Source organism: Acinetobacter sp. ANC 3882 (genome assembly GCF_022549545.1).
Classification (GTDB): Bacteria; Pseudomonadota; Gammaproteobacteria; order Pseudomonadales; family Moraxellaceae; genus Acinetobacter.
This window is the reverse complement of sequence record NZ_JAKZGB010000006.1, coordinates 152478-175371: the sequence shown is the minus strand read 5'-3', so window position 1 is coordinate 175371 and position 22894 is coordinate 152478. Positions and strand designations below refer to the sequence as shown.

17 protein-coding genes are annotated in these 22894 nt (G+C 39.3%); 12 read left to right on the top strand and 5 right to left on the bottom strand.

What is annotated here, in order from left to right; genetic code table 11:
- Window positions 1–309: 309 nt before the first annotated feature.
- The 8 genes from MMO42_RS12795 (at window position 310) to MMO42_RS12760 (ending at window position 11572) form a co-directional block, all read left to right on the top strand.
- Window positions 310–750 carry a GNAT family N-acetyltransferase gene (locus MMO42_RS12795; protein WP_241320786.1) on the top strand — a complete coding sequence of 147 codons (441 nt, stop codon included), beginning with the start codon at window positions 310–312 and terminating at the stop codon, window positions 748–750.
- A 366-nt stretch (window positions 751–1116) separates the two neighbouring features.
- Window positions 1117–2130 (top strand): DUF1852 domain-containing protein, encoded by a 1014-nt coding sequence (locus MMO42_RS12790; protein WP_241320785.1) that lies wholly within the window; start codon window positions 1117–1119, stop codon window positions 2128–2130.
- Window positions 2131–2157: 27 nt separating this feature from the next.
- Window positions 2158–3183: a methionine synthase gene (locus MMO42_RS12785; RefSeq protein ID WP_032862764.1), complete on the top strand. Its 1026-nt coding sequence runs from the start codon at window positions 2158–2160 to the stop codon at window positions 3181–3183.
- Window positions 3184–3270: 87 nt separating this feature from the next.
- Window positions 3271–3762: a flavin reductase gene (locus MMO42_RS12780; RefSeq protein ID WP_241320784.1), complete on the top strand. Its 492-nt coding sequence runs from the start codon at window positions 3271–3273 to the stop codon at window positions 3760–3762.
- A 598-nt stretch (window positions 3763–4360) separates the two neighbouring features.
- Complete coding sequence (locus MMO42_RS12775) at window positions 4361–4915, top strand: TetR/AcrR family transcriptional regulator (RefSeq protein ID WP_241320783.1); 555 nt, start codon at window positions 4361–4363, stop codon at window positions 4913–4915.
- A 303-nt stretch (window positions 4916–5218) separates the two neighbouring features.
- A complete protein-coding gene (locus MMO42_RS12770; RefSeq protein ID WP_241320782.1) occupies window positions 5219–7597 on the top strand; it encodes a DEAD/DEAH box helicase family protein in 2379 nt (792 codons plus the stop codon).
- Between the two features lie 54 nt (window positions 7598–7651).
- Window positions 7652–9127: a class I SAM-dependent DNA methyltransferase gene (locus tag MMO42_RS12765; RefSeq protein ID WP_241320781.1), complete on the top strand. Its 1476-nt coding sequence runs from the start codon at window positions 7652–7654 to the stop codon at window positions 9125–9127.
- 15 nt (window positions 9128–9142) lie between these two features.
- Window positions 9143–11572, top strand: coding sequence for a restriction endonuclease subunit S (locus tag MMO42_RS12760; RefSeq protein WP_241320780.1), 2430 nt, complete (start codon window positions 9143–9145; stop codon window positions 11570–11572).
- Between the two features lie 180 nt (window positions 11573–11752).
- On the opposite strand, the gene MMO42_RS12755 is transcribed toward MMO42_RS12760, so the two are convergent.
- The 3 genes from MMO42_RS12755 to MMO42_RS12745 form a co-directional block, all read right to left on the bottom strand.
- Window positions 11753–13036, bottom strand: coding sequence for a ribonucleotide-diphosphate reductase subunit beta (locus tag MMO42_RS12755; RefSeq protein ID WP_005151266.1), 1284 nt, complete (start codon window positions 13034–13036; stop codon window positions 11753–11755).
- Between the two features lie 143 nt (window positions 13037–13179).
- The gene (locus MMO42_RS12750; RefSeq protein ID WP_004804753.1) at window positions 13180–13311 is read right to left on the bottom strand and encodes a hypothetical protein; all 132 of its coding nucleotides are present in this window, start codon (window positions 13309–13311) and stop codon (window positions 13180–13182) included.
- Between the two features lie 73 nt (window positions 13312–13384).
- The gene (locus MMO42_RS12745) at window positions 13385–16222 is read right to left on the bottom strand and encodes a ribonucleoside-diphosphate reductase subunit alpha (protein ID WP_241320779.1); all 2838 of its coding nucleotides are present in this window, start codon (window positions 16220–16222) and stop codon (window positions 13385–13387) included.
- A gap of 544 nt (window positions 16223–16766) precedes the next feature.
- Between MMO42_RS12745 and bfmR the strand changes: the two genes are divergently transcribed.
- Both bfmR and bfmS read left to right on the top strand, forming a co-directional pair.
- Window positions 16767–17483 carry a response regulator transcription factor BfmR gene (gene bfmR, locus MMO42_RS12740; RefSeq protein ID WP_004655457.1) on the top strand — a complete coding sequence of 239 codons (717 nt, stop codon included), beginning with the start codon at window positions 16767–16769 and terminating at the stop codon, window positions 17481–17483.
- Window positions 17484–17589: 106 nt separating this feature from the next.
- The gene (gene bfmS / locus MMO42_RS12735; RefSeq protein ID WP_005151261.1) at window positions 17590–19230 is read left to right on the top strand and encodes a sensor histidine kinase BfmS; all 1641 of its coding nucleotides are present in this window, start codon (window positions 17590–17592) and stop codon (window positions 19228–19230) included.
- 112 nt (window positions 19231–19342) lie between these two features.
- Here bfmS and MMO42_RS12730 read toward each other — a convergent pair whose 3' ends face one another.
- Window positions 19343–19699 (bottom strand): hypothetical protein, encoded by a 357-nt coding sequence (locus MMO42_RS12730; protein ID WP_241320778.1) that lies wholly within the window; start codon window positions 19697–19699, stop codon window positions 19343–19345.
- A 92-nt stretch (window positions 19700–19791) separates the two neighbouring features.
- A complete protein-coding gene (locus MMO42_RS12725; protein ID WP_241320777.1) occupies window positions 19792–21210 on the bottom strand; it encodes a diguanylate cyclase in 1419 nt (472 codons plus the stop codon).
- Window positions 21211–21606: 396 nt separating this feature from the next.
- Here MMO42_RS12725 and ndhC point away from each other — a divergent pair, with 396 nt between their 5' ends.
- Both ndhC and MMO42_RS12715 read left to right on the top strand, forming a co-directional pair.
- Window positions 21607–22158, top strand: coding sequence for an NADH-quinone oxidoreductase subunit A (ndhC, locus tag MMO42_RS12720; RefSeq protein WP_005292010.1), 552 nt, complete (start codon window positions 21607–21609; stop codon window positions 22156–22158).
- A 6-nt stretch (window positions 22159–22164) separates the two neighbouring features.
- Window positions 22165–22842 (top strand): NADH-quinone oxidoreductase subunit B, encoded by a 678-nt coding sequence (locus MMO42_RS12715; RefSeq protein WP_004655450.1) that lies wholly within the window; start codon window positions 22165–22167, stop codon window positions 22840–22842.
- The last annotated feature ends 52 nt before the right edge of the window (window positions 22843–22894 follow it).

Genomic DNA, 22894 nt, shown 5'->3' with positions numbered 1-22894 from the left:
GGATTGCCTTAACACTGATGTTGAAGAAGTTAGTTCATGAATTTTACTTTAAATTAGACGGTATTTTGGTTGAACTAATGTTTCAAAATGTACAAATCAAGCCAACTTTGATGATTTATTGTGTGAAAGTTGTAGAAAGTTCTAGTAAATCCATAGCTTATAGTTTAGAGAGATGAGTCACATTTTAACCAGATGAACAGATTGATTCATCAAAAAATTGGTTTAGATAAAAGCAATAAATTGGCACTCGGCTCTATAAAAAGATAAAACTATGATGTTTGGGCATCATTCTAACATGGAGGCGCTGGCATGCAGCTTAGAGCACTCGAGCAGCAAGATTATCAAAACTGGTTGTGGTTATGGCAAGGCTATCAGGCTTTCTATAAGGTTGAAATTGATCATCAGGTGACGGAAAAAACATTTACACGGTTGCTTGACCCAGACGAACAGATGCAATGTTTGGTCGTTGTTGATCAAGATCGACTCATTGCTTTTGTGCATTTTATTTTTCATCGAAGTACGTGGACTACAGGCGATTACTGTTATTTACAGGATTTATTTGTTGATCAACATTCACGGATAAAAGGCTTGGGGCGTAAATTAATTGAAGCTGTTTACCAAAAGGCGGCTGAAAGAGAATGCTCACGTGTTTATTGGTTAACCCATGAAACCAATTACCAGGCCCGAATGCTTTATGACAGCATGGCGGTGAATGCTGGATTTATCCAATATCGAAAAAATTTTCATTAATTTCGCTCTGTTAGCCAAGTGTGTAGATTGCGTTCTGTTTTTAAACCGCTAGAAAATGCGGTTTTTTTATAGTTCATCGGTTATGTTGTGACCAATAAACTGATCATAAAACTTTTTGCGACTTCATTTGATGATTTCACTTGAACGAAAAGCGCCAGATTTTCCCTAATGTGATCGCGCTGAGCTCTAATGTTCGCCTGATTGCACAGACCTTGTTGAGCCATTTTCATCTAAGCAAATTTGTTAACATGAATTTCATTCATTTTGAGGTTAGATTAAATCATTTTTATTCAGCTAATGATTGCGGTATAAATCACTCTATAAAGAAGTTTAGATTTATCTCGGAAATTAGGGTGGCAGATTAAAATGAGTAAAGAGTTTGCATTTACGATTAAGCGTATTGGTTTTGATGAGAACTACACTCCATCAGAAAATACACGTATCACAACCAACTTTGCGAATTTGGCAAGAGGCGAAAGTCGTCAACAGAATCTGCACAACACCTTAAAGATGATCGACAATCGCTTTAATGCTTTGGCGCATTGGGATAATCCTTTGGCTGATCGTTATAAAGTTGAGCTGGAAATCATTTCGGTTGAAATGAAGGTTGATGCTGCAAGCAATGCCAATGCACTTCCTTTAATTGAAATCTTGAAAACCAATATTGTTGATCAAAAAACCAATGAGCGTATTGAAGGTATTGTGGGGAACAATTTCTCTTCTTATGTCCGTGACTATGATTTCAGTGTGCTATTGCTTGACCATAATAAAAATCAGTCTGGATTTAGCACGCCAGAGAACTTTGGCGATTTACATGGCAACTTGTTTAAAAGCTTTATTGAGTCAGAGACCTACAAGGCAAACTTTAAAAAGCCACCTGTAATCTGTCTCAGTGTTTCAAGCAGCAAGGTGTATCAACGTACTGAAAATCAGCATCCTGTGTTGGGTGTCGAATACCTGCAAGATGAATATTCATTAACAGATGAGTATTTCCAAAAAATGGGTTTAAAGGTGCGTTATTTCATGCCGCCAAACAGTGTTGCGCCGTTGGCTTTCTATTTCTCTGGTGATTTGCTGGCGGATTACACCAATCTTGAGTTGATCAGTACCATCAGCACCATGGAAACGTTCCAAAAGATTTACCGACCTGAAATTTACAATGCGAACTCTTCAGCAGGAAAGTCTTATCAACCAAGTTTGAATAACCAAGATTATTCACTGACTCGCATTGTATATGACCGAGAAGAACGTAGTCGTTTGGCGATTGAACAAGGGAAATTTGTTGAAGAACAATTCATCAAACCATACCGCGAGACACTTGAACAGTGGTCTGCCAGTTATGCAGCACAAAGCAACTCGCAAAAAAGTTACGCGCACTAATTTATTGAAAATATAAGGTTATTGATGATGAAAAGATTATTACCAACGTCGACTGCGGGTAGCTTACCAAAACCATCTTGGCTGGCAGAGCCTGAAACACTTTGGTCGCCGTGGAAACTGCAAGAGCAGGGTTTGATTGAAGGTAAACAGGATGCTTTGCGTTTGTCTTTGCATGAACAGCAAGTAGCAGGCATTGATATTGTCAGCGATGGTGAACAAACCCGTCAGCATTTTGTCACAACCTTTATTGAACACCTTACGGGTGTGGATTTTGAGAAACGTGAGACGGTTCGTATCCGTAATCGTTATGATGCCAGTGTTCCAACAGTTGTGGGGGCTGTATCGCGTCAAAAGCCTGTTTTTGTTGAAGATGCCAAGTTTTTACGCCAGCAAACCAATCAACCAATCAAATGGGCTTTGCCTGGTCCAATGACCATGATTGATACGCTATATGATGCGCATTATAAAAGCCGTGAAAAATTGGCGTGGGAATTTGCCAAAATCCTGAATGAAGAAGCGAGAGAATTAGAAGCTGCGGGTGTGGATATTATCCAGTTCGATGAGCCTGCCTTTAATGTGTTCTTTGATGAAGTGAATGATTGGGGTGTTGCGACCTTAGAGCGTGCGCTTGAAGGGTTGAAGTGTGAAACCGCGGTGCATATTTGCTATGGTTACGGCATCAAAGCCAATACGGACTGGAAAAAGACCCTCGGATCAGAATGGCGTCAATATGAAGAGGCTTTTCCAAAGTTACAGCAATCAAAAATTGATATTATCTCACTCGAATGTCACAACTCACGTGTGCCGATGGATCTGATTGAATTGATTCGCGGTAAGAAGGTGATGGTAGGTGCGATTGACGTGGCAAGCAACACAGTTGAAACGCCAGAAGAAGTTGCAAACACGCTACGCAAAGCACTTCAGTTTGTCGATGCCGATAAGCTCTATCCATCAACCAACTGTGGTATGGCACCTTTGGCGCGTGATGTTGCACGTGGCAAGTTGAATGCATTAAGTGCAGGTGCAGAAATTGTTCGTAAAGAACTGGCTTAATTTACCGATCTCTTGATGGCTTCAGGGTTACACAGAGTAGCCCTGAGCATATTTAAAATAGATCGAGTTTAATTTAGGAATAAAGTGATGGTTGAAGCAACAGATTTTAGAGATGCAATGTCTTTACTCACCAGTGCAGTCAGTGTGATTACCACCACAGGCATGTCTGGTCGTTATGGCTTTACTGCATCTGCTGTATGTAGCGTCACAGATACGCCTCCGACTTTATTGGTCTGCATGAATCGGGCATCGAGTTCGCATGTGCATTTTGTCGACAATAAAATCTTAAGCGTGAATGTGCTAAGCGCAGATCATCAACATATTTCTAAAGCCTTTTCGTCTAAATTGAGTCCCGAAGAGCGTTTTAAACACGGTGCTTGGTCAGAGCTGGAAACGGGTGCGCCTGTTTTGGATGATGCTTTGGTAAATTTCGATTGTGAGATTGATCAAATTCAAGAAGTTGGAACGCATACAATTTTTATTTGTCGTATTGTTGCAGTTCAACAAAGTGGACATGATCAAAGCTTGGTATATTTTAACCGTGCTTATCACCAAGTGGGGCAGACTGAGCTTGTTTAAAGTACTGAGCTTTAAGCACTCTGCTCATTGTGAAAATATTCTTATAAATTAGTTTAAAAATAATAAAAATATAAGATATTGAAAAATAATAATAAAATTTATTTGGCCTAAAGTGTAAATTGACACTCACCCTTGCCCCGATTATTCTTTAAACGCTGGCCTACATCGCCAGTCGGTTTTAGCAGACCGTTTCCTAAGTGCATTGAAAAACCTTGTTTTTTTAATGTAGACTCGTTCGTCCCCCTTTTTTGTTGCGGTAGGACGAAAGGGGGACACCTTCGGGTGTGCTGATTCTTAGGTTCAGTCTGCTAACCCTCTTTCGTTCTGCCACCATAAATCTTTATGTCTTGGCAGCTTTCCGAATTTTGTAGGAGTTGGCCATGCACTGTATTTTCATACTTCTTTATTAGTCTTTGATAGGGTTTGAATGTATTTCGCAATTCAGACAGTGCTTTGTCACGACTAAAAAATCAAATCAACAATAAAACTTGAGATGCGCTAAAGCCGTCTTTAGAGGCTTTTGCATGCCTTTTTTTTAGAACGAAGCCGAGCATCGTTTTATCTCATTGAGATGGAAAATTATTTATAGGGAAAATATATGTCGAATTTAGAGGTTTCATTTCGTGCTTTAAGGGTGCTCGACACTGCCCGAAGTTTATTTAACAGCCATGGTTTTCATAGTGTCGGGGTAGATCGCATTATTGAGTCTTCTCAAATCGCCAAAGCCAGTTTTTATAAATACTTTCAGTCTAAAGAACAATTGATTGAAATGAGTCTGGGATTTCAAACAGACGCGCTTAAAGAAGAAGTATTTTCGATTATTCATCGAAACAAGGGTCTCACCGTGCATGAAAAGCTTAAGCGTATTTATGTTCTTCATGTCAATTTAGAAGGTTTGTACCATTTGCCATTTAAAGCGATTTTTGAAATTGAAAAGCGTTATCCCAAAGCGTATAAGATTGTTGTGAACTATCGAAAATGGTTGCTGAATCAAATTTATAAATTGCTTTTAACCAACTCTGCAAACGCCTCTAAAAAGGATGCGCATATGTTCTTATTTGTGATGGATGGGGCAATGGTTCTGCTATTGGGTGGAAGTGGTGTGGATGACCCAGAGCTGTTGATTGAAGGGTTTTTGGTGGGGGTGAGTTGATTAGAAAGAAACTAAATGAATAAGGATATCTGTAGTAGGAAACTCTTTTCTTTGGGACTTTTTTAGATCTCGTAATATTTTATAAGGAAAAATATTTATAAACTTTAAATGAGCTAAAATATAATGAAGTTAAAAATAAATTATATTTTTCATGTGTTTGGATTTTTCTAATTTTTTTTAAATTATTGGCTTAATTCCAACATATTGATTTAAAAAATACTCGATTATTTGATGGAATGATTTGTATAAATAGAGATCTCATTCTATTATTCTTGCTATAAAGATCAGATACATGGCTTTGAAATGGATAAGAAGAAACTATCAGAACGAGATATATGCAGTAAATTTATTAATCCTGCATTAGAACAAGCAGGATGGACTGCACATCAAATCCGTGAAGAGGTGACTTTTACCAATGGTCAAATCATGGTGCGTGGGAAGCTACACACTCGTGGTGAGCGGAAACGTGCCGATTATATTCTTTACTATAAAAAAAATATTCCTTTGGCGATTATTGAAGCGAAAGATAATAATCATAGTCTGGGAGCTGGTATGCAGCAGGCTTTAGCCTATGCTGATTGCTTACAAGTGCCTTTTGTTTTTTCAAGTAATGGTGATGGCTTCTTATTCCATGACCAAACTGGATTATTTGGAAAAGTTGAGCAAGAACTAGGATTGGATGAGTTTCCGTCTCCTGAACGGTTATGGAAACTGTATGAACAGTATAAGGGTTTGACTACACCTGAATCTAAGAAAATCGTTGAATATCCATATTATGATGATGGCTCAGGGAAACTTCCTCGTTATTACCAAGTTAATGCAATCAATAAAACGATAGAAGCGATTGCTCGGGGACAAAATCGTATTTTACTTGTTATGGCAACAGGCACAGGAAAAACTTATACAGCTTTTCAAATTATCTGGCGTCTATGGAAAGTTAAAGCCAAAAAGAGGATTTTATTTTTAGCGGATCGGAATATTTTAGTTAATCAGGCGATGAATAAGGACTTTAAACCTTTTGGGGATAAGATGGCTAAAATTTCAAATCGTAAGATTGATAAAAGTCCTGAAATTTATTTATCGCTTTATCAAGCAGTAACTGGTTCACAAGAAGAAAAGAACATCTACAAGCAGTTTAGTCCTGAATTCTTTGACTTAATTGTGATTGATGAATGTCATCGTGGAAGTGCTAAAGAAGATTCATCATGGCGTGAAATTTTAGAATACTTTAGTTCAGCTACCCATGTTGGTTTAACAGCGACTCCAAAAGAAACCAAAGATACTTCAAACATTACTTATTTTGGTGATCCAGTTTATACCTATACGTTGAAACAAGGGATTCAAGATGGTTTCCTTGCACCTTATAAAGTTGTGCGTATCGATATAGATAAAGACCTACAAGGATGGCGACCAGAAAAAGGCAAAAAGGATCAGCATGGCAATGAAATTACTGATCGCATCTATAACCTTAAAGATATGGATAAAGGGCTTGTTTTAAAGAAGCGTACAGAACTTGTTGCTCAAAAAATTACCGAGTTTTTGGTGAATACTGATCCTTATGCCAAGACAATTGTGTTCTGTGATGATATTGATCATGCAGAGCGTATGCGACAAGCTTTAGCTAATTTGAACCCTGAACGAATCAAAGAAAATCGTAAATTTGTCATGCGTATCACTGGAGATGATAAAGAGGGTAAGGCTGAACTAGATAACTTTATTAATCCTGAGGAACGTTATCCTGTCATAGCAACAACGTCTAAACTGATGACTACAGGCGTGGATTCACAAACATGTAAATTGATTGTGCTTGATCAGCATATTAAATCCATGACTGAGTTTAAACAGATGATTGGTCGTGGTACGCGTATTAATGAAGAGTTTGGAAAAACTTGGTTTACAATTATGGATTTCAAAAAGGCGACAGAGCTTTTTAGTGATCCAGCTTTTGATGGTGAACCTGTTGTCATTTATGAACCTAAACCTGATGAACCTGTAGTACCACCCGATGAGCTAGATATTGAAGATGAAGGTGATGAGACAGATTATCCTGATGATGATTCAACAATAGGTGGTACTTCTGGTGGTGACGATACTGGTGGGGGTGATGGCGAACCACCAAGAAAATTCTATGTAAATGATGTTGCTGTTAATGTGATTGGAGAGCGAGTTCAGTTTTATGATAACGATGGAAAATTAGTGACTGAATCTCTGAAAGATTATACTCGTCAGCATATTTTAAAAGACTATGAATCTTTAGATTCATTTTTAAGAAAATGGAAAGGTGCTGATAAGAAGTCACTCATTATTGATGAGTTCAAAAAGCAGGGCGTAATTTTTGAAGCCTTAGAGGATGAGGTGGGTAAAGACTTTGATCCTTTCGATATGATTTGCCACATTGCTTTTGATCAGCCTGCATTAACTAAAAAAGAACGTGCTAACAATGTTCGCAAACGTAACTATTTCACAAAATATAATGAGCAAGCTCGTCAAGTTTTAGATGCATTACTCGATAAATATGCTGATCAAGGGATTGAGCCAATTGAAGATGTAAAGATTTTACAAATTCCTCCATTTAATCAAATGGGATCAATCATTGAAATTATTCAGTCATTTGGTTCGGTTGAAGCATATACAAATGCTTTAAAAGAATTGGGAGATCACTTATATGATGATGCATCTTAACAGCCTGATTGGTACAATTGCCGCCAAATTTTTTAAATTTAATGCAGTTGTCATATGAGCATCTCAGGAACAATTAAATCCATCCAAGACACTATGCGTGAAGATGTAGGTGTTGATGGTGATGTACAGCGTCTTGGGCAGTTGGTTTGGATGTTGTTCCTTAAGGTTGTTGATGATCGAGAGAATGAACTTGCAACTTTAGCCTTATTGGAAGGGAAAACTTTTAAATCTCCAATTCCTGAAGAATTTCGTTGGCGCAATTGGGCTGCGGATGATGAAGGTATGACAGGAGATGAGCTTAAAGATTTCATCGACAATGAATTGTTTCCTGCATTACAAAATTTAGCTGTTGAAAATGATGATCCACGTGCTCGTGTAGTACAAAATGTATTTGCTGACGCATATAACTATATGAAATCTGGCGGTTTGATTCGGAAAATTATTAACCAGATTCAAAAGGGCTTTGATTTTAATAAATCTAAAGAACGTCATGCTTTTGGTGATATTTACGAACAATTATTACGTGATTTACAAGCAGCGAAGAATTCTGGTGAGTTTTATACTCCACGTGCAGTCACAACTTTTATGGCGCAGATGATTGATCCTCAATTAGGTGAATCTGTGCTTGATCCTGCATGTGGTACAGGTGGATTCTTGACTTCTGCAATCGAACATAAACGTGAAAATTATGTTCGAACTGCTGATGATGAGAAGATATTACAAAATAGTATTTACGGAATAGAAAAGAAGCCTTTGCCGCATTTGCTATGTACAACCAATATGATTCTGCATGGTATTGATGTACCTGTACAAATCCGTAGAGACAACACTTTATCGTATCCTTTGATTTCATGGGGAACAGATAAACGTGTAGATGTAGTTCTGACTAATCCTCCATTTGGTGGTACTGAAGAACAAGGTATTGAGAAGAATTTTCCTTCAAAATTCCAGACTCGTGAAACTGCCGATTTATTTATGGTGTTGATCATTCAGCTTTTAAAAGCTCATGGTCGTGCAGCAGTAGTATTACCAGATGGCTTTATGTTTGGAGAGGGCATCAAAACTGCGATTAAAGAAAAATTAATGGCAGACTGTAATCTTCATACGATTATTCGTTTACCTAAGTCTGTATTCGCACCTTATACATCTATTAGTACCAATATATTGTTCTTTACTAAAGGTAAGAAAACAGAACATATATGGTTTTATGAGCATCAATTGCCACAAGGTGTGAAAGCGTATAACAAAACCAAACCTTTACAACTTAAAGAATTTGATATTTTAAAAGCATGGTGGGGTAAAGAAAGTGATGGTTTTGCAAGTCGTATAGAAAATAAACAGGCATGGACAGTATCACTTCAAGATATTATTGGTCGCGGCTATAACATTGATATAAAAAATCCGCATCAAGTTGAAGAGGATGTAAAAGACCCTGAACAGCTTTTGGCTAAATATGAGAGCCTTGAAGCTGAGGTGGCTAAAATTCGTCAGCAATTAAAAGCTATTTTAGATGAAGCTTTGGGTCAATAAGTCAGGATGAGTAAAATGACAGATGTAAAAAAACTCATTACTGAGCATTTAGATATTTGGTTAACAGCAAAAAATGAGAAGAAGTCGGGGCGTGGACGTAGTTCAGGTTCTAATGATTCAATTTATGGGATTCAAAAACTTCGTGAATTAATTCTTGATTTAGCTGTTGTTGGAAAACTAACCAAGCAAAATTTTAATGATTCTAATGTAGAAAGTGCCTTAAAAGATACATTAAACATTAAATCACTTAAACTAAGTTCAAAAAAAACAAAGAATAAAAAAAATATTAATCTAGATCTTTCAAATAATAATATTCCATTAAACTGGAGACAGACTTATTTAGAAAATTTAGTAGAAGTTTTAAATGGAAGAGCATATAAAAAAAATGAATTGCTAGAAGCGGGTACACCCGTATTACGTGTAGGCAACTTATTCACTTCAGATCATTGGTATTACTCTGATCTTCAGTTAGAAGATGATAAATATTGTGATAATGGTGATCTATTATTTGCATGGTCTGCATCTTTTGGACCAGTTATCTGGCAAGGTCCAAAAGTCATATATCATTACCATATTTGGAAATTGAATTTTTTTAGTGAAACTGCAATTCATAAACAATATTTGTATCTTTATTTATTACAACAAACTAAAAGTATAAAAAATGCAGGTCATGGTGTGATGTTGGTACATCTTACTAAAGAAAAGATGGAAAAATTAGTCATAAACATACCACCTTTAGAAGAACAACAACGCATCGTAGCTAAAGTTGATGAATTGATGCAACTATGTGATCAACTTGAACAACAGCAAAATCTAAGCTCAGAAGCACATGATCAATTAGTTGATACATTATTAAATGTTTTGATTAACTCATCTGATGTCGATGAGTTCCAACAGAATTGGCAATATATCTCAGAAAACTTTGATCTGTTATTTACTACTGAATATAGTATTGGACAGCTAAAACAAACGATTTTGCAGTTGGCTGTGATGGGTAGGTTGGTAAAACAAGACCCTAAAGATGAACCAGCAAGTCAATTGCTAAAACAAATTACTAAAGAGAAATCGAAATTAGTAAAAGAAGGTAAGATTAAGAAGTCTAAGCCTTTGCCTGAAATAACTGACGATGAAAAGCCTTTTGAATTGCCAAGTGGATGGGAGTATTCTAGATTATTAGGATTTGTTGATCTTAAAGGTGGGTTTGCTTATAAAAGTGAGCTATTCATTGAAAATAGTAAAAACCAAGTTGTTCGGATGGGAAATGTAAGGCCAGATCTATTACGTTTGGATGAAAAAGCGGTCTTTATAACGGACAGTTTAGCGGCAGAAACTGTTGATAGTGAACTAATTGAAAATGATATAATTATTACCATGACTGGGACTCGTGGAAAAAAAGATTACCTCTATACCACGTTAGTTAAAGCGGACCATTTACGGGATAAAAAATTATTTTTGAATCAGCGATTGACTACAATAAGAGTTAATCAGCAGTTGATTGATGCACGGTACTTAAATATCGTTTTTAAAGTGGACCAAATTTTAGAACCCTTATTCGATAGTGCAACTGGTACAGCTAATCAAGCTAATGTTGGAATGCTTGCACTAGGAAATCTTTTGGTTCCTTTGTGCTCAATCAGTGAACAGAAACGTATTGTTGAAAAGGTTGTTCAACTATTTTCTTTAATTGAAAAACTTCAGGAGCTACGAAGTAAGTTACAAAGAACTAAACTTCATTTAGCGGATAGTCTGATTGCTAGTGCCTTGAATGATTCGACTGATAAAAGTGAGTCTGAAGGCACAGATAATATTATTCAGTTTGAAAAGCCAATTGAGGCTATTAAGCAATCGAATCAAAAAGTTGCTGACCAAATTGATTTATTTACAGATGAAAGTGTTGATGATGTGAAACTTTTGTCTCTAGCTGCTGAAATCACATTTCAGTTGCATACAGAATCAACATTTGGTCATTTAAAGCTACAAAAATTGATCTACCTATGCCAACAATTAAAACATATGGATTTAGCTGCTGATTTTAAACAACATGCCGCTGGTCCGTACGATCCAGTTATGGCACGTTATTTAGATAAAGAGTTTAAAGATCGTGAGTGGTTTAATTACGATCCTAAGCGAGACTTAAAGTACAAACCTCTCAGTAGATGTAATGATCATAGATCAGCATTTAATAGGTATTTTGCTAAAGATGTATCTGAGATTTATGACTTAATAGGACTTTTTAGAACAAGTAAGTCTGACCATATAGAAATTGTTGCAACGCTCTTTGCTTGTTGGTTGCGTTTGTTAGAGAAAAATCGATCTGTTTCCGAAGAGCAGCTGTTGAAGGACTTTTATGCTTGGTCGGAAGAGAAGAAGAGGTTTAGTAAGGATGAGGTTCTTAATGGTTATAAGTGGATGAAGCAAAATTCAGTTGTTCCTGTTCAACATTAACCTGAATCTTTAATAGCCATGATTTGATCATTCAGATAATGGTTTTTTAATATCTTTGATAAAATTAACTCTATTATTTGATTCCATATCAGATTTTGCGTCGTTTAAAGATTTGTTAATTAGACATCAGTAAATAAAAAAACCGCCATCGCGGCGGTTTTTTATAGCAGATAATTCAACTTACCAGCTTAACGCACCACCAGTTTGGTAGTCAGTTACACGCGTTTCAAAGAAGTTCTTCTCTTTACGCAAGTCCATCATCTCAGACATCCACGCAAACGGGTTGGTTACACCAGCAAACTGCTCAGGTAAACCAAGTTGCGCTAAACGACGGTTACAGATGAACTTCAAGTATTCTTCCATCATGCTTGCATTCATACCCAATACACCACGAGGCATCGTGTCACGCGCATATTCGATCTCAAGCATGGTGCCTTCAAGAATCATTTGAATCACTTCTTCTTGGAACTCAGCCGTCCACAAGTGCGGGTTTTCGATCTTGATCTGGTTGATCATATCGATACCGAAGTTCAAATGCATCGACTCATCACGCAAGATGTACTGGAACTGCTCAGCAACACCGTTCATCTTGTTACGACGACCCATACTCAAGATTTGAGTAAAGCCACAGTAGAAGAAGATCCCTTCAAGTACGCAATAGAATGCGATCAAGTTACGCAATAAACGTTGGTCGTTTTCAGGTGTACCTGTATTGAACGTCGGATCACTCAAAGATTGAGTGTACTTCAAGCCCCACGATGCTTTACGCGCAACACTTGGAATCTCACGGTACATGTTGAAGACTTCGCCTTCGTCCATACCCAAAGATTCGATACAGTATTGATAAGCATGGGTGTGAATCGCTTCTTCAAACGCTTGACGCAAGATGTATTGACGGCATTCAGGGTTGGTAATGTGACGGTAGATCGCCAATACCAAGTTGTTTGCAACCAATGAGTCTGCAGTCGAGAAGAAACCTAAAGAACGCATGATGATGGTACGCTCATCTTCAGTTAAGCCATTTTCAGACTTCCAAAGCGCGATATCATGGTTCATGTTCACTTCTTGCGGCATCCAGTGGTTTGCACACCCGTCAAGATACTTTTGCCAAGCCCATTCGTATTTGAATGGAACAAGCTGGTTTAAATCTGCGCGACAGTTGATCATCGCTTTATCATCAACCTGTACACGCTGTGCACCCATCTCAAGCTCTTCCAAGCCAGGTGCAGCATCTAAGTGCTCTAAGGCAGCAGATGCTCGTGCCAACGAATCGGTGGGATTTGTTGATCGCACGGAATTGGTTCCAGCGGGTTGTGCAGCTGCCACGCGCGGCGATGATTGCTCTGAATCAGATACCACTTGCGTATTAACCGTTTTTTGCGTGTCGATGGGCGCAGACTTGTGTTCAGGTGCAGTCGGTTTTTGCGAATCATCTTCAAAATCGTCCCAACTAAGGATAGACATATTCATTCTCTCTTCGTTGCTTTATATCTTTTATTTAGACACCTCAAGCAAGGAGATGTCCTACTATACGCTCAATTTGTGTAAGCAAAATTAAGTTTTATTGACTGAAATTTTAAAAAGTGACCAATGGACACTGACAATCCCTAAAACTTATTTTGCTTACGCTGTTGCTTACGTATTTTAAAAAACGCGTAAACCATTGGAATATAAAACACTAAAAAGGCACAGATCAGGACTATCACACCAAATTGATAATTATGACTGAGATGGAACATGCGCTATGCCTCTATAGAAACCTTTCTCGCCCCCCCTCCAAAGGAGAGGGAATTTATGGAGAGAGGTGTGAAATTACTGACAAGCTTCGCAGTCTGGGTTATCGATTGAACACGCCAATGGCACTGGAGCTGCGGTTGAGAAACCATCATCTTCAGTTTGCACTTCAGCTTTTTCTGCAACAACCGCTGCTTGTGCTGCAACAACAGGCGCTTCAACCGATGCTGGTTTCACTGCATTCAATGCACCAGTATTGATGGTTGATTTTTCAGCCGATGTTGCACCTAAAGCTCGGAGGTAATACGTAGTTTTAAGACCACGTAACCATGCCATCTTATACGTGATGTCAAGTTTCTTACCATTCGCGCCAGCGATGTAAAGGTTCAATGACTGTGCTTGGTCGATCCACTTTTGACGACGTGATGCAGCATCAACGATCCAGCGAGTATCCACTTCAAATGCAGTCGCGAAGATTGCTTTTAATTCTTCAGGAATACGCGCAATTTTTTGAACCGAACCTTCGAAGTGTTTCAGGTCATTCACCATCACAGTATCCCAAAGACCACGTTCTTTTAATGCACGAACAAGGTAAGGGTTGATGACTGTGAACTCACCAGAAAGATTCGATTTCACATACAAGTTCTGGAAAGTTGGCTCAATCGATTGAGACACGCCACAAATGTTAGAGATGGTTGCAGTCGGTGCAATCGCCATCACATTTGAGTTACGCATACCGTCTTTTTGAACTTTAGTACGTAATGTATCCCAGTCTAAACGTTGTGTACGATCCACTTCGAACATACGCTCTGGACGAGATTTTGCAACGATTTCTAAAGAGTCGATTGGCAAGATACCTTGATCCCACAATGAACCTTTGAATGTTGAATAAGCACCACGTTCAAGCGCAAGATCACTTGATGTTTCGATTGCGTAGTAGCTGATCACTTCCATTGATTCATCAGCAAAATCAACCGCTTCATCAGAACCATAGGCAAGATTCATTTCATACAATGCATCTTGGAAGCCCATGATACCCATACCCACAGGGCGGTGTCTCAAGTTCGACGTTTTCGCTTGTGGAACCGCATAGTAGTTAATGTCGATCACGTTATCGAGCATACGCACGGCAGTTTTCACTGTACGCGCAAGCTTTTCACGATCTAATACGCCACCTTGAACGTGTTGTACAAGGTTGATCGAACCTAAGTTACAGACCGCGATTTCATCTTGGTTTGTGTTTAAGGTGATTTCTGTACACAAGTTCGATGAGTGAACCACGCCCACATGTTGTTGTGGTGAACGTAAGTTACATACGTCTTTGAATGTGATCCATGGATGACCTGTTTCGAACAACATTGAAAGCATTTTGCGCCATAAATCTTTTGCACGTACTTTTTTGTGTAGCATGTTTTGTTCTTTTGCTACCGCTTCATAGTGTGCATAACGCTCAGCAAATTCAGCACCAGTTAAATCATGCAGGTCTGGTGTTTCAGAAGGTGTGAATAATGTCCATTCAGCATCTTCAAATACACGTTGCATGAACAAGTCAGGAACCCAGTTTGCTGTGTTCATGTCGTGGGTACGACGACGGTCATCACCTGTGTTCTTACGTAGCTCTAGGAATTCTTCAACATCCAAATGCCAAGTTTCGAGGTATGCACAAACTGCACCTTTACGCTTACCACCTTGGTTTACCGCAACCGCTGTATCATTCGCCACTTTAAGGAACGGTACAACACCTTGAGATTTACCGTTAGTGCCTTTGATATAAGAGTTCAATGCACGTACAGGTGTCCAGTCATTACCTAAACCACCCGCCCATTTTGACAGCATTGCGTTGTCACGCATTGCACCATAAATGTCGTACAGATCATCACCAATCGTAGTTAAGTAACAGCTCGATAATTGTGGACGCAATGTACCTGAGTTAAATAGCGTTGGTGTAGAAGCCATATAATCGAAGCTAGACAATAAGTCATAGAACTCGATAGCACGGTCTTCTCTGTTTTCTTCATTGAGCGAAAGACCCATCGATACACGCATAAAGAATAATTGTGGTAATTCAAAACGCACGCCATTTGAATGGATGAAGTAACGGTCAAATAAAGTTTGTAGACCTAAATACGTGAATTGGTTTGAGCGTTCTGGTTTGATCGCAGCAGCCAATTTTGCAAGGTCAAATTCAAGCAAGTCTTTAGAAAGAAGATCAAGCTCGATACCTTTCTTCAAGAAGGTTTCTAAAGCATCACCTTCAGGGGTATCTGTCGGTAGACCTAAGAACTCTAAACCTGTGCTGACCAATTCGCTACTGAGTAAACGCGCAGTGACATAAGTATAGTTTGGCTCTTGTTCGATACGGGTACGCGTTGCCATTGTCATGGTGGTCGCGATATCGCTTTCTTTTACGCCGTTATATAAGTTCTTAACCGTTTCATCAAGAATAGCTTGAACATCAATCCCTTCTAAGCCTTCGCTTGCAGTTTGAATGGTTGCGGTAAGCGCATCCAAATCTAATGGTTGGAGCTGACCATTAGCATCTGTAATTTGAAGGGTAGGGTGATGGTTTGCACCAGTTTGCTGACGAGCACTCGCACGTTGGTCACGATAAATGACATAGGCACGTGCAACTTTTTGCTCGCCTGTACGCATCAATGCCAATTCAACTTGGTCTTGAATTTCTTCGATATGAATCGTACCGCCAGAAGGTAAACGACGATTAAATGTGTTCATTACCATTTCAGTCAGTTGAGTGATACGGTCATGGATACGACTTGAGTCAGTACCTTGTTGACCTTCAACAGCTAAAAATGCTTTCCCAATCGCAACAGAAATTTTCTCGGCATTAAATGTCGCAATCTCACCGGTGCGCTTAATGACCTGAAGTTGGCCAGGAGTAGAAGTGATGATGCTCATGTCAGCATAGCTCCATTATCATCTATTTTTATGTTCATGGACCGTTTGAATCGAGCAAAAAGTATGCCACGATGTTTGAGGGATAAACACAATACTTAGTGGTTAAAGTTTATTTTCAACACAAGATACGGGATTTTTTGGAGTAGATCAATCCTTGACATTTTACTAATTTTTTTTTCATGTCTTAACTGCTGAAATCACAGTCACATAGCATATCAAAGCCATTGAAAAAGGCTTATAGATAACTCTGTGGATAACTCAAAAAACAAACACTTAAATTATTTTGGGCCAAGAAAGAAACAAATTGTTTAACATTGGCACAAAATCTATACTAAATATTCATCCTGTCGGAAAATGCATATATTTCTGAAAAAGATATTAAAATTCATAATTTTAATAAAAAGATAACAAAACTGGGTAGGCGTGTATCAGTTTGGTGAACGGCTACTTGTTTACAATGTAAACGTGTGTATATTGCAAAACATAAACCAATGTATCTGTCAGATTTCATAGACAGATTCACTCAGATTTTAGGGGCAAACAAATGAGCCAAGAAGAAAAGTTACCGAAGATTTTGATCGTAGAAGATGACGAACGCTTAGCACGTTTAACACAAGAGTATTTGATTCGTAACGGTTTAGAAGTTGGAGTCGAAACTGATGGTAATCGTGCAATCCGTCGCATTATCAGCGAGCAGCCAGATTTAGTGGTTCTCGATGTGATGTTACCAGGTGCAGATGGTTTAACCGTTTGTCGCGAAGTACGTCCACATTACCACCAACCGATTCTGATGCTGACTGCACGTACAGAAGATATGGATCAGGTACTTGGCTTGGAAATGGGCGCAGACGATTACGTTGCAAAACCTGTTCAGCCGCGCGTATTGCTGGCTCGTATCCGTGCCTTATTACGCCGTACGGATAAGACAGTTGAAGATGAAGTGGCACAACGTATTGAGTTTGATGACCTTGTGATTGATAACGGTGGCCGTTCAGTAACGTTAAATGGTGAGTTGGTTGATTTCACTAGTGCTGAATATGACTTGTTATGGTTGTTGGCTTCAAACGCTGGTCGCATCTTGTCTCGTGAAGATATCTTTGAGCGTCTACGCGGTATTGAATACGACGGTCAGGATCGTTCGATCGATGTGCGTATTTCGCGTATCCGTCCAAAAATCGGTGATGACCCAGAAAACCCGAAACGCATCAAAACTGTGCGTAGTAAAGGTTATCTATTCGTTAAAGAAACCAACGGGATCTAAATCCCTCGAATCCTCCTTGAAAAAGGGGGATTCTTTCCTTTCTGCAAAGGATTTATGTAGCGTGGCTGCATAAGCGGGATTTTAATAGCTTGGAATTATTTACCTTATGGTGAGTCGAGTACTGAAAAACAGCATATTCTTGCGTATTTATGCTGGGTTGGTGGTTTTAGTTGTTGTGGTTGCCGCATTTTGTTATTTGCTGGTCCAAATTATTAACTATCAACGCGCGCAAGAATATCGCGAGTCTCTTACAGATGGCATCTCTTATGTCATTAGTGAAGGGGTATCTCGTCAGCCAGAAAAACAACAGAAGTTAGATTGGATTTCCGATGCATCTGATTTGCTGGAACTGCCAATCTATTATGTCGATGCTGAACGGGTAGAATTATCCCGTACCGAGAAGAAAAGAGTCGCTGAGCAAAAGTCAGTAGTTCGTTATGATGCAAATAATGGGATCGGCTATATTATTATTGGCCTGAAAGATGATCCTAAGCATTTCCTTTATATCAAAGTCGATAAAATTGGCGAACGCCAAATGAAAGCGCTTCCGATATTTGTACTGGATTATTTGATTTTCTATCCAGGGCAGGAGCGTGAGTATTTAGATAAAATTAAAAAACATTTCTATTATTCAATTGAAATTAAAGATATTAAAGACATCAATCTGGATTCTGAGCAGATCGGTCGCTTGCGCCAAGACCAAAGCGTGTTGCTGTATAAAGACAGCGCAACCATGCGCGGCACGACGATTTCGATTGTTTCACCAATGCCAAATCATCCTGCACAAGTACTGATCCTTGGGCCTGTGCCAATGTTTAATTGGATGCCATTCCAGCTTTCAGCAGGGATTACCTTATTCAGCTTGTTCTTGTTGAGCTTGGGTGTTTATGGCTTGATTTTGCCGCTTGAACGTAAAATCCGTCAGGTTCGTTATGCGTTGAACAAGATGAAGTCGGGTGATTTGTCATTACGTGTACCGATTGAAGGGACGGATGAAATGGCAAACTTGGCGTCAAGTTATAACAACATGTCAGATCATATTCAGCGTTTGATTGAAGCACAGCGTGAGTTAATGCGTGCGGTGTCGCATGAGTTAAGAACTCCCGTAGCGCGGATTCGTTTTGGGATGGAGATGCTGGCTGAAGAAGATGATTATAATTATCGTATTCAGCAAGTCGACATGATTGATAAGGATATTGAGGCACTTAATACCTTGATTGATGAGATCATGACCTATGCCAAGCTGGAGCAGGGTACGCCATCTTTAGATTTTGAAGACATTGTACTGGTTGAAGTATTAGATCAGGTGGCAATGGAAACTGAGGCGCTGAAGACGCAAAAAGAAATCGAACTGATCGCACCACCTTTGGCGTTAAAAGTGGATGCTGAGCGTCGCTATCTACACCGTGTGGTACAGAACCTTGTTGGTAATGCTGTGCGTTATTGTGATAACAAAGTCCGTATCAGTGGTGGTATTCGTGCAGATGGTAATGCCTATGTCTGTGTGGAAGATGACGGTCCCGGGATTCCAGAGCAAGAACGTGCACGCATCTTTGAGGCTTTTGCCCGGCTAGATGATAGTCGTACCCGAGCTTCGGGTGGTTATGGTCTTGGTTTGTCGATTGTGAGTCGTATTGCCTATTGGTTTGGCGGCACGATTCAGGTGGATCAGAGTCCAAACTTGGGTGGTGCACGCTTTATTATGACTTGGCCAGCAAAGCGTTATAAACAAGTGATTAAAAAGTGAATACAGAAAAAGGAATGATATGAATCATTCCTTTTTTATTTGTAGCAATAAAAAAGCCAAAGCAAGTCGCTTTGGCTAAGTCAGATCTTTAGTGATCTTGATGGACCGTGCTTTATTCATGAATCGATGGGTCGGGCTCAATTAACGGTTTGCCCGAGCGCAGGCTTTGCAATGCATCTGCATTGAAGTCAACCAATAGCGCATTATTTTTAATATCGATTTTATAGCCTTTGATCAGTGCTTGATCTCCATTCAATGTTTCAACTTTATAAGCGTCAGCAATATTGAGAATACTTTCTAGATTGGTTGTGGTTGCTGCAAAATCCTCTCTAAATACTTGGTAAATGTCTCTTAAATCAAAAATCGCATTATCAGCATCTGGATGTTTTCGAACATAACTTTCTATGTGACGCATAAGTAGTTGTGAAAAAAAGAAATAATCCGAAGCGTGTGTGTATTCTAGATGCATATTTTTCTCCTTTTGTGCTTATTCTAGAATACTCATCTATTGGGTCGGCTGTGTATAAAGATAATTAAAGTATTTAGCTGAATTGCAACATATTATGTCGAAATGATAACTTGGTTTCGACCTTGTCTTTTGGCTTGGTACAGGGCGTCATCGGCTTGTTTAAATAATTGCTCAATGCTGTGTTGATTTTCAGGTACGCAAATGCAAATTCCGATGCTGATTTGAATAAAGAAACTGCGGTAGGGTTCATACTCAATTGGCATTTGGCTGATCTGTAGGCGGATTTTTTCCGCACAAAGATAAGCTGCATCCGCATGGGTATCTGTCATAAAAATTGCGAATTCTTCTCCACCTAAACGCCCGAGTAGATCTTGTGGACGAAGTATGCTTTGAATGGTTTGTACGCAACTTTGTAAGGCTCGATCTCCCATTTGATGTCCATAGTTATCATTCACTTGTTTAAAATGATCAATGTCGAGCATCAGGAAAGCCGTGGTTTGTCCTGTGTGGGTTGCTTGCTGCTGTAGCAGTTGCACCGACTGTAGAAACTGGCGTCGGGTTAAGCTTGACGTCAGTTCATCATGAGCAATGGTGTGCTGTAGCTCCTGAATCAGTTTTGATCTCACCATGTTGATGCTGGAAACCGTGAGGGGGGCAATGGTCATCATAATCAGCCCAAGACGGATGGAAATCGCGTTATTTAAGAATTGGTCAGGATAGAGCAGTAGATAGTTCTGTGAGACGTGATAGATGACAAAGGCACAGCTAATCGAAGTAATAATTGCCACGGAAAAATGGCGGTAGCTCAGTGCACACCAGATGAGTGCTGCAATCGGATAGAGCAGTGAGCCAGGACCAGCATCGTAGTAGCCAATGGCAATGGAAAAAATAACGGCAAATAAAGGGAGGCTTTGTTGAACAGTCTGAGTTTTAAATGCTTTAAGTTGTTGTTTAAATTCACTCCAATAGTGCGCACTAATGATGGCAGGTAACAGCAGGAGTGCATTTTGAATTTCTGCGGTGAACCAGTACCCAAAGTCGATCCAAAACGAACCTAAAGCAAATTTAGTATTAAATAAAGGGAGGGTTACTGCGGCAAAGGAAGAACTAGCCAGTCCACCTACACAGCAAAAACTGAATAAAAATAAGTAGAAGTAACCATGATGCAATGAACGAATATATGCATTAAATTTTATATATAGGGCCAATGTAGTGATGACATACAACAGGTTTGCCGAGGTCAGGCAAATATTTAACAGAAAAGGTGTCTCTTGTAAGGTATCTGCAAGCAAATACCCGACAATTGCGCCAATAAAACTGATGGGATGGCGGGTTTGTGGAAAGCGAATCAGTAAACCAAGCAGAACCGAATTGGCTGGCCAAAATGAGGCGAGAAAAGTTAAATGTCTCGTCGCAATACCGAGTAGACAGCACAGTAAAATCACCCCAGTAAAGAGTAAAAATAATTGCAAAAGTGAGCGTGGTTTTAATGCTGCATTGGCTTGGGGCATTCTGACGCGGTTCTATGGGGGGTAAGGTCGCGCTATTATATAAATTCTGTTTAAATTTTCATCATAAATTTGTATCAATGCAATGATTTAGTTCGTGCTGCAATCTTTTGGCGCAGGGTGCTTAAAATGCGAATGTTTTTAATGCATAAATAAAGAAAAAAATGATCAATATTGTTTTCTTGATTAGATAATTCGATTTTTAGGGGTGAATTAACCATGATCTTGGATATATCTGTAAATTTAAGGACAAAATCATCCGAAAGACTAAAGCGCTTCAACTAGCATGAGAAATTAGAAATCAGGTACAATTGGCGGGATTAATTTTGTGTTTGGTGTATTTGAAGGCCAATACATACATTCTTTGTTAAAAATAGGCCTGCCAGGAGTTATCCCCGCATGAGTGCCATTACTCCATACGAATGGGCGATTATCGCCTTCGTGATCGGCGTTACATTTCTTTGCGTTTTTATGCTCACTGTTCCCTTACTCCTAGGGGGTAAAGCATGGGGACGTGCAAAGCAAGAGCAGTTTGAATCAGGTGTAGTTGGTGCGGGCGGTGCTCGTATCCGCTTGTCAGCCAAGTTCTATTTAGTTGCAATCTTCTTTGTGGTTTTCGATTTAGAAGCCCTCTATCTCTACGCTTGGGCAACTTCAGTCCGTGAAGTTGGTTGGGTTGGCTTTGCAACGGCTGCAGTCTTTATTTTAGTTTTATTGATCGGTTTAATTTATGAACTTTCTACAGGCGCGCTGAACTGGGCACCTTCGGATCGTCGTAAAGCGGCTGGGATTAAAACCAAAATCGGTTCGCCAAATATGAACATTGCTGACATTACTCGCTTCAATAACATTGAAGAATTAGTTGTCGATCCTACTGGTCATATTCCAGCACAGTCTTCTGGTCGTGTTAAATCAAAAACACCGACTACATCATCATTTGAACAGGAGTAAGTCGGGATGAAATATACTTTAACCCGTGCGAATCCGGATGCAGATCAATATCCATTACAAGATCGTCAAATCGTTACTGATCCACTTGAAGAAGAAGTGAATAAAAGCGTAATGATGACGCGTCTTGAAGATGTATTGCATACAGCGGTGAACTGGGGGCGTAAAAACTCTTTGTGGCCATTTAACTTTGGTACGTCATGCTGCTACGTTGAATATGCAACGACCTTAACTGGCGTACATGACTTGTCGCGTTTTGGTGCTGAAGTTATTCGTGCTTCACCACGTCAAGCAGACTTGATGATTGTTGCAGGGACCTGCTTTGTCAAAATGGCACCTGTAATTCAACGTTTGTATGAACAAATGCTTGAGCCTAAATGGGTGATCTCAATGGGTGCCTGTGCGAACTCTGGCGGTATGTACGACATTTATTCTGTCGTTCAAGGTGTCGATAAAATTATTCCTGTTGATGTGTACATCCCAGGTTGCCCACCTCGTCCAGAAGCATTGATTCAAGCATTGATGTTACTTCAAGACCAAATTCAACTAGAGCGCCGTCCACTTTCAGCGGTTATTGGTGATGATCTTCAGCCTGTGTATAAGCCAAAGATGATGCCAGAACGTGACCGTAAAAATGCTGAACGTATTGCGGTGAAAAACTTACGCTCTATGGATGATATTAAATAATTTTGACGATGAGTTTTTGACGTATCCCGTGATGGATATGGTCATCGGAAAA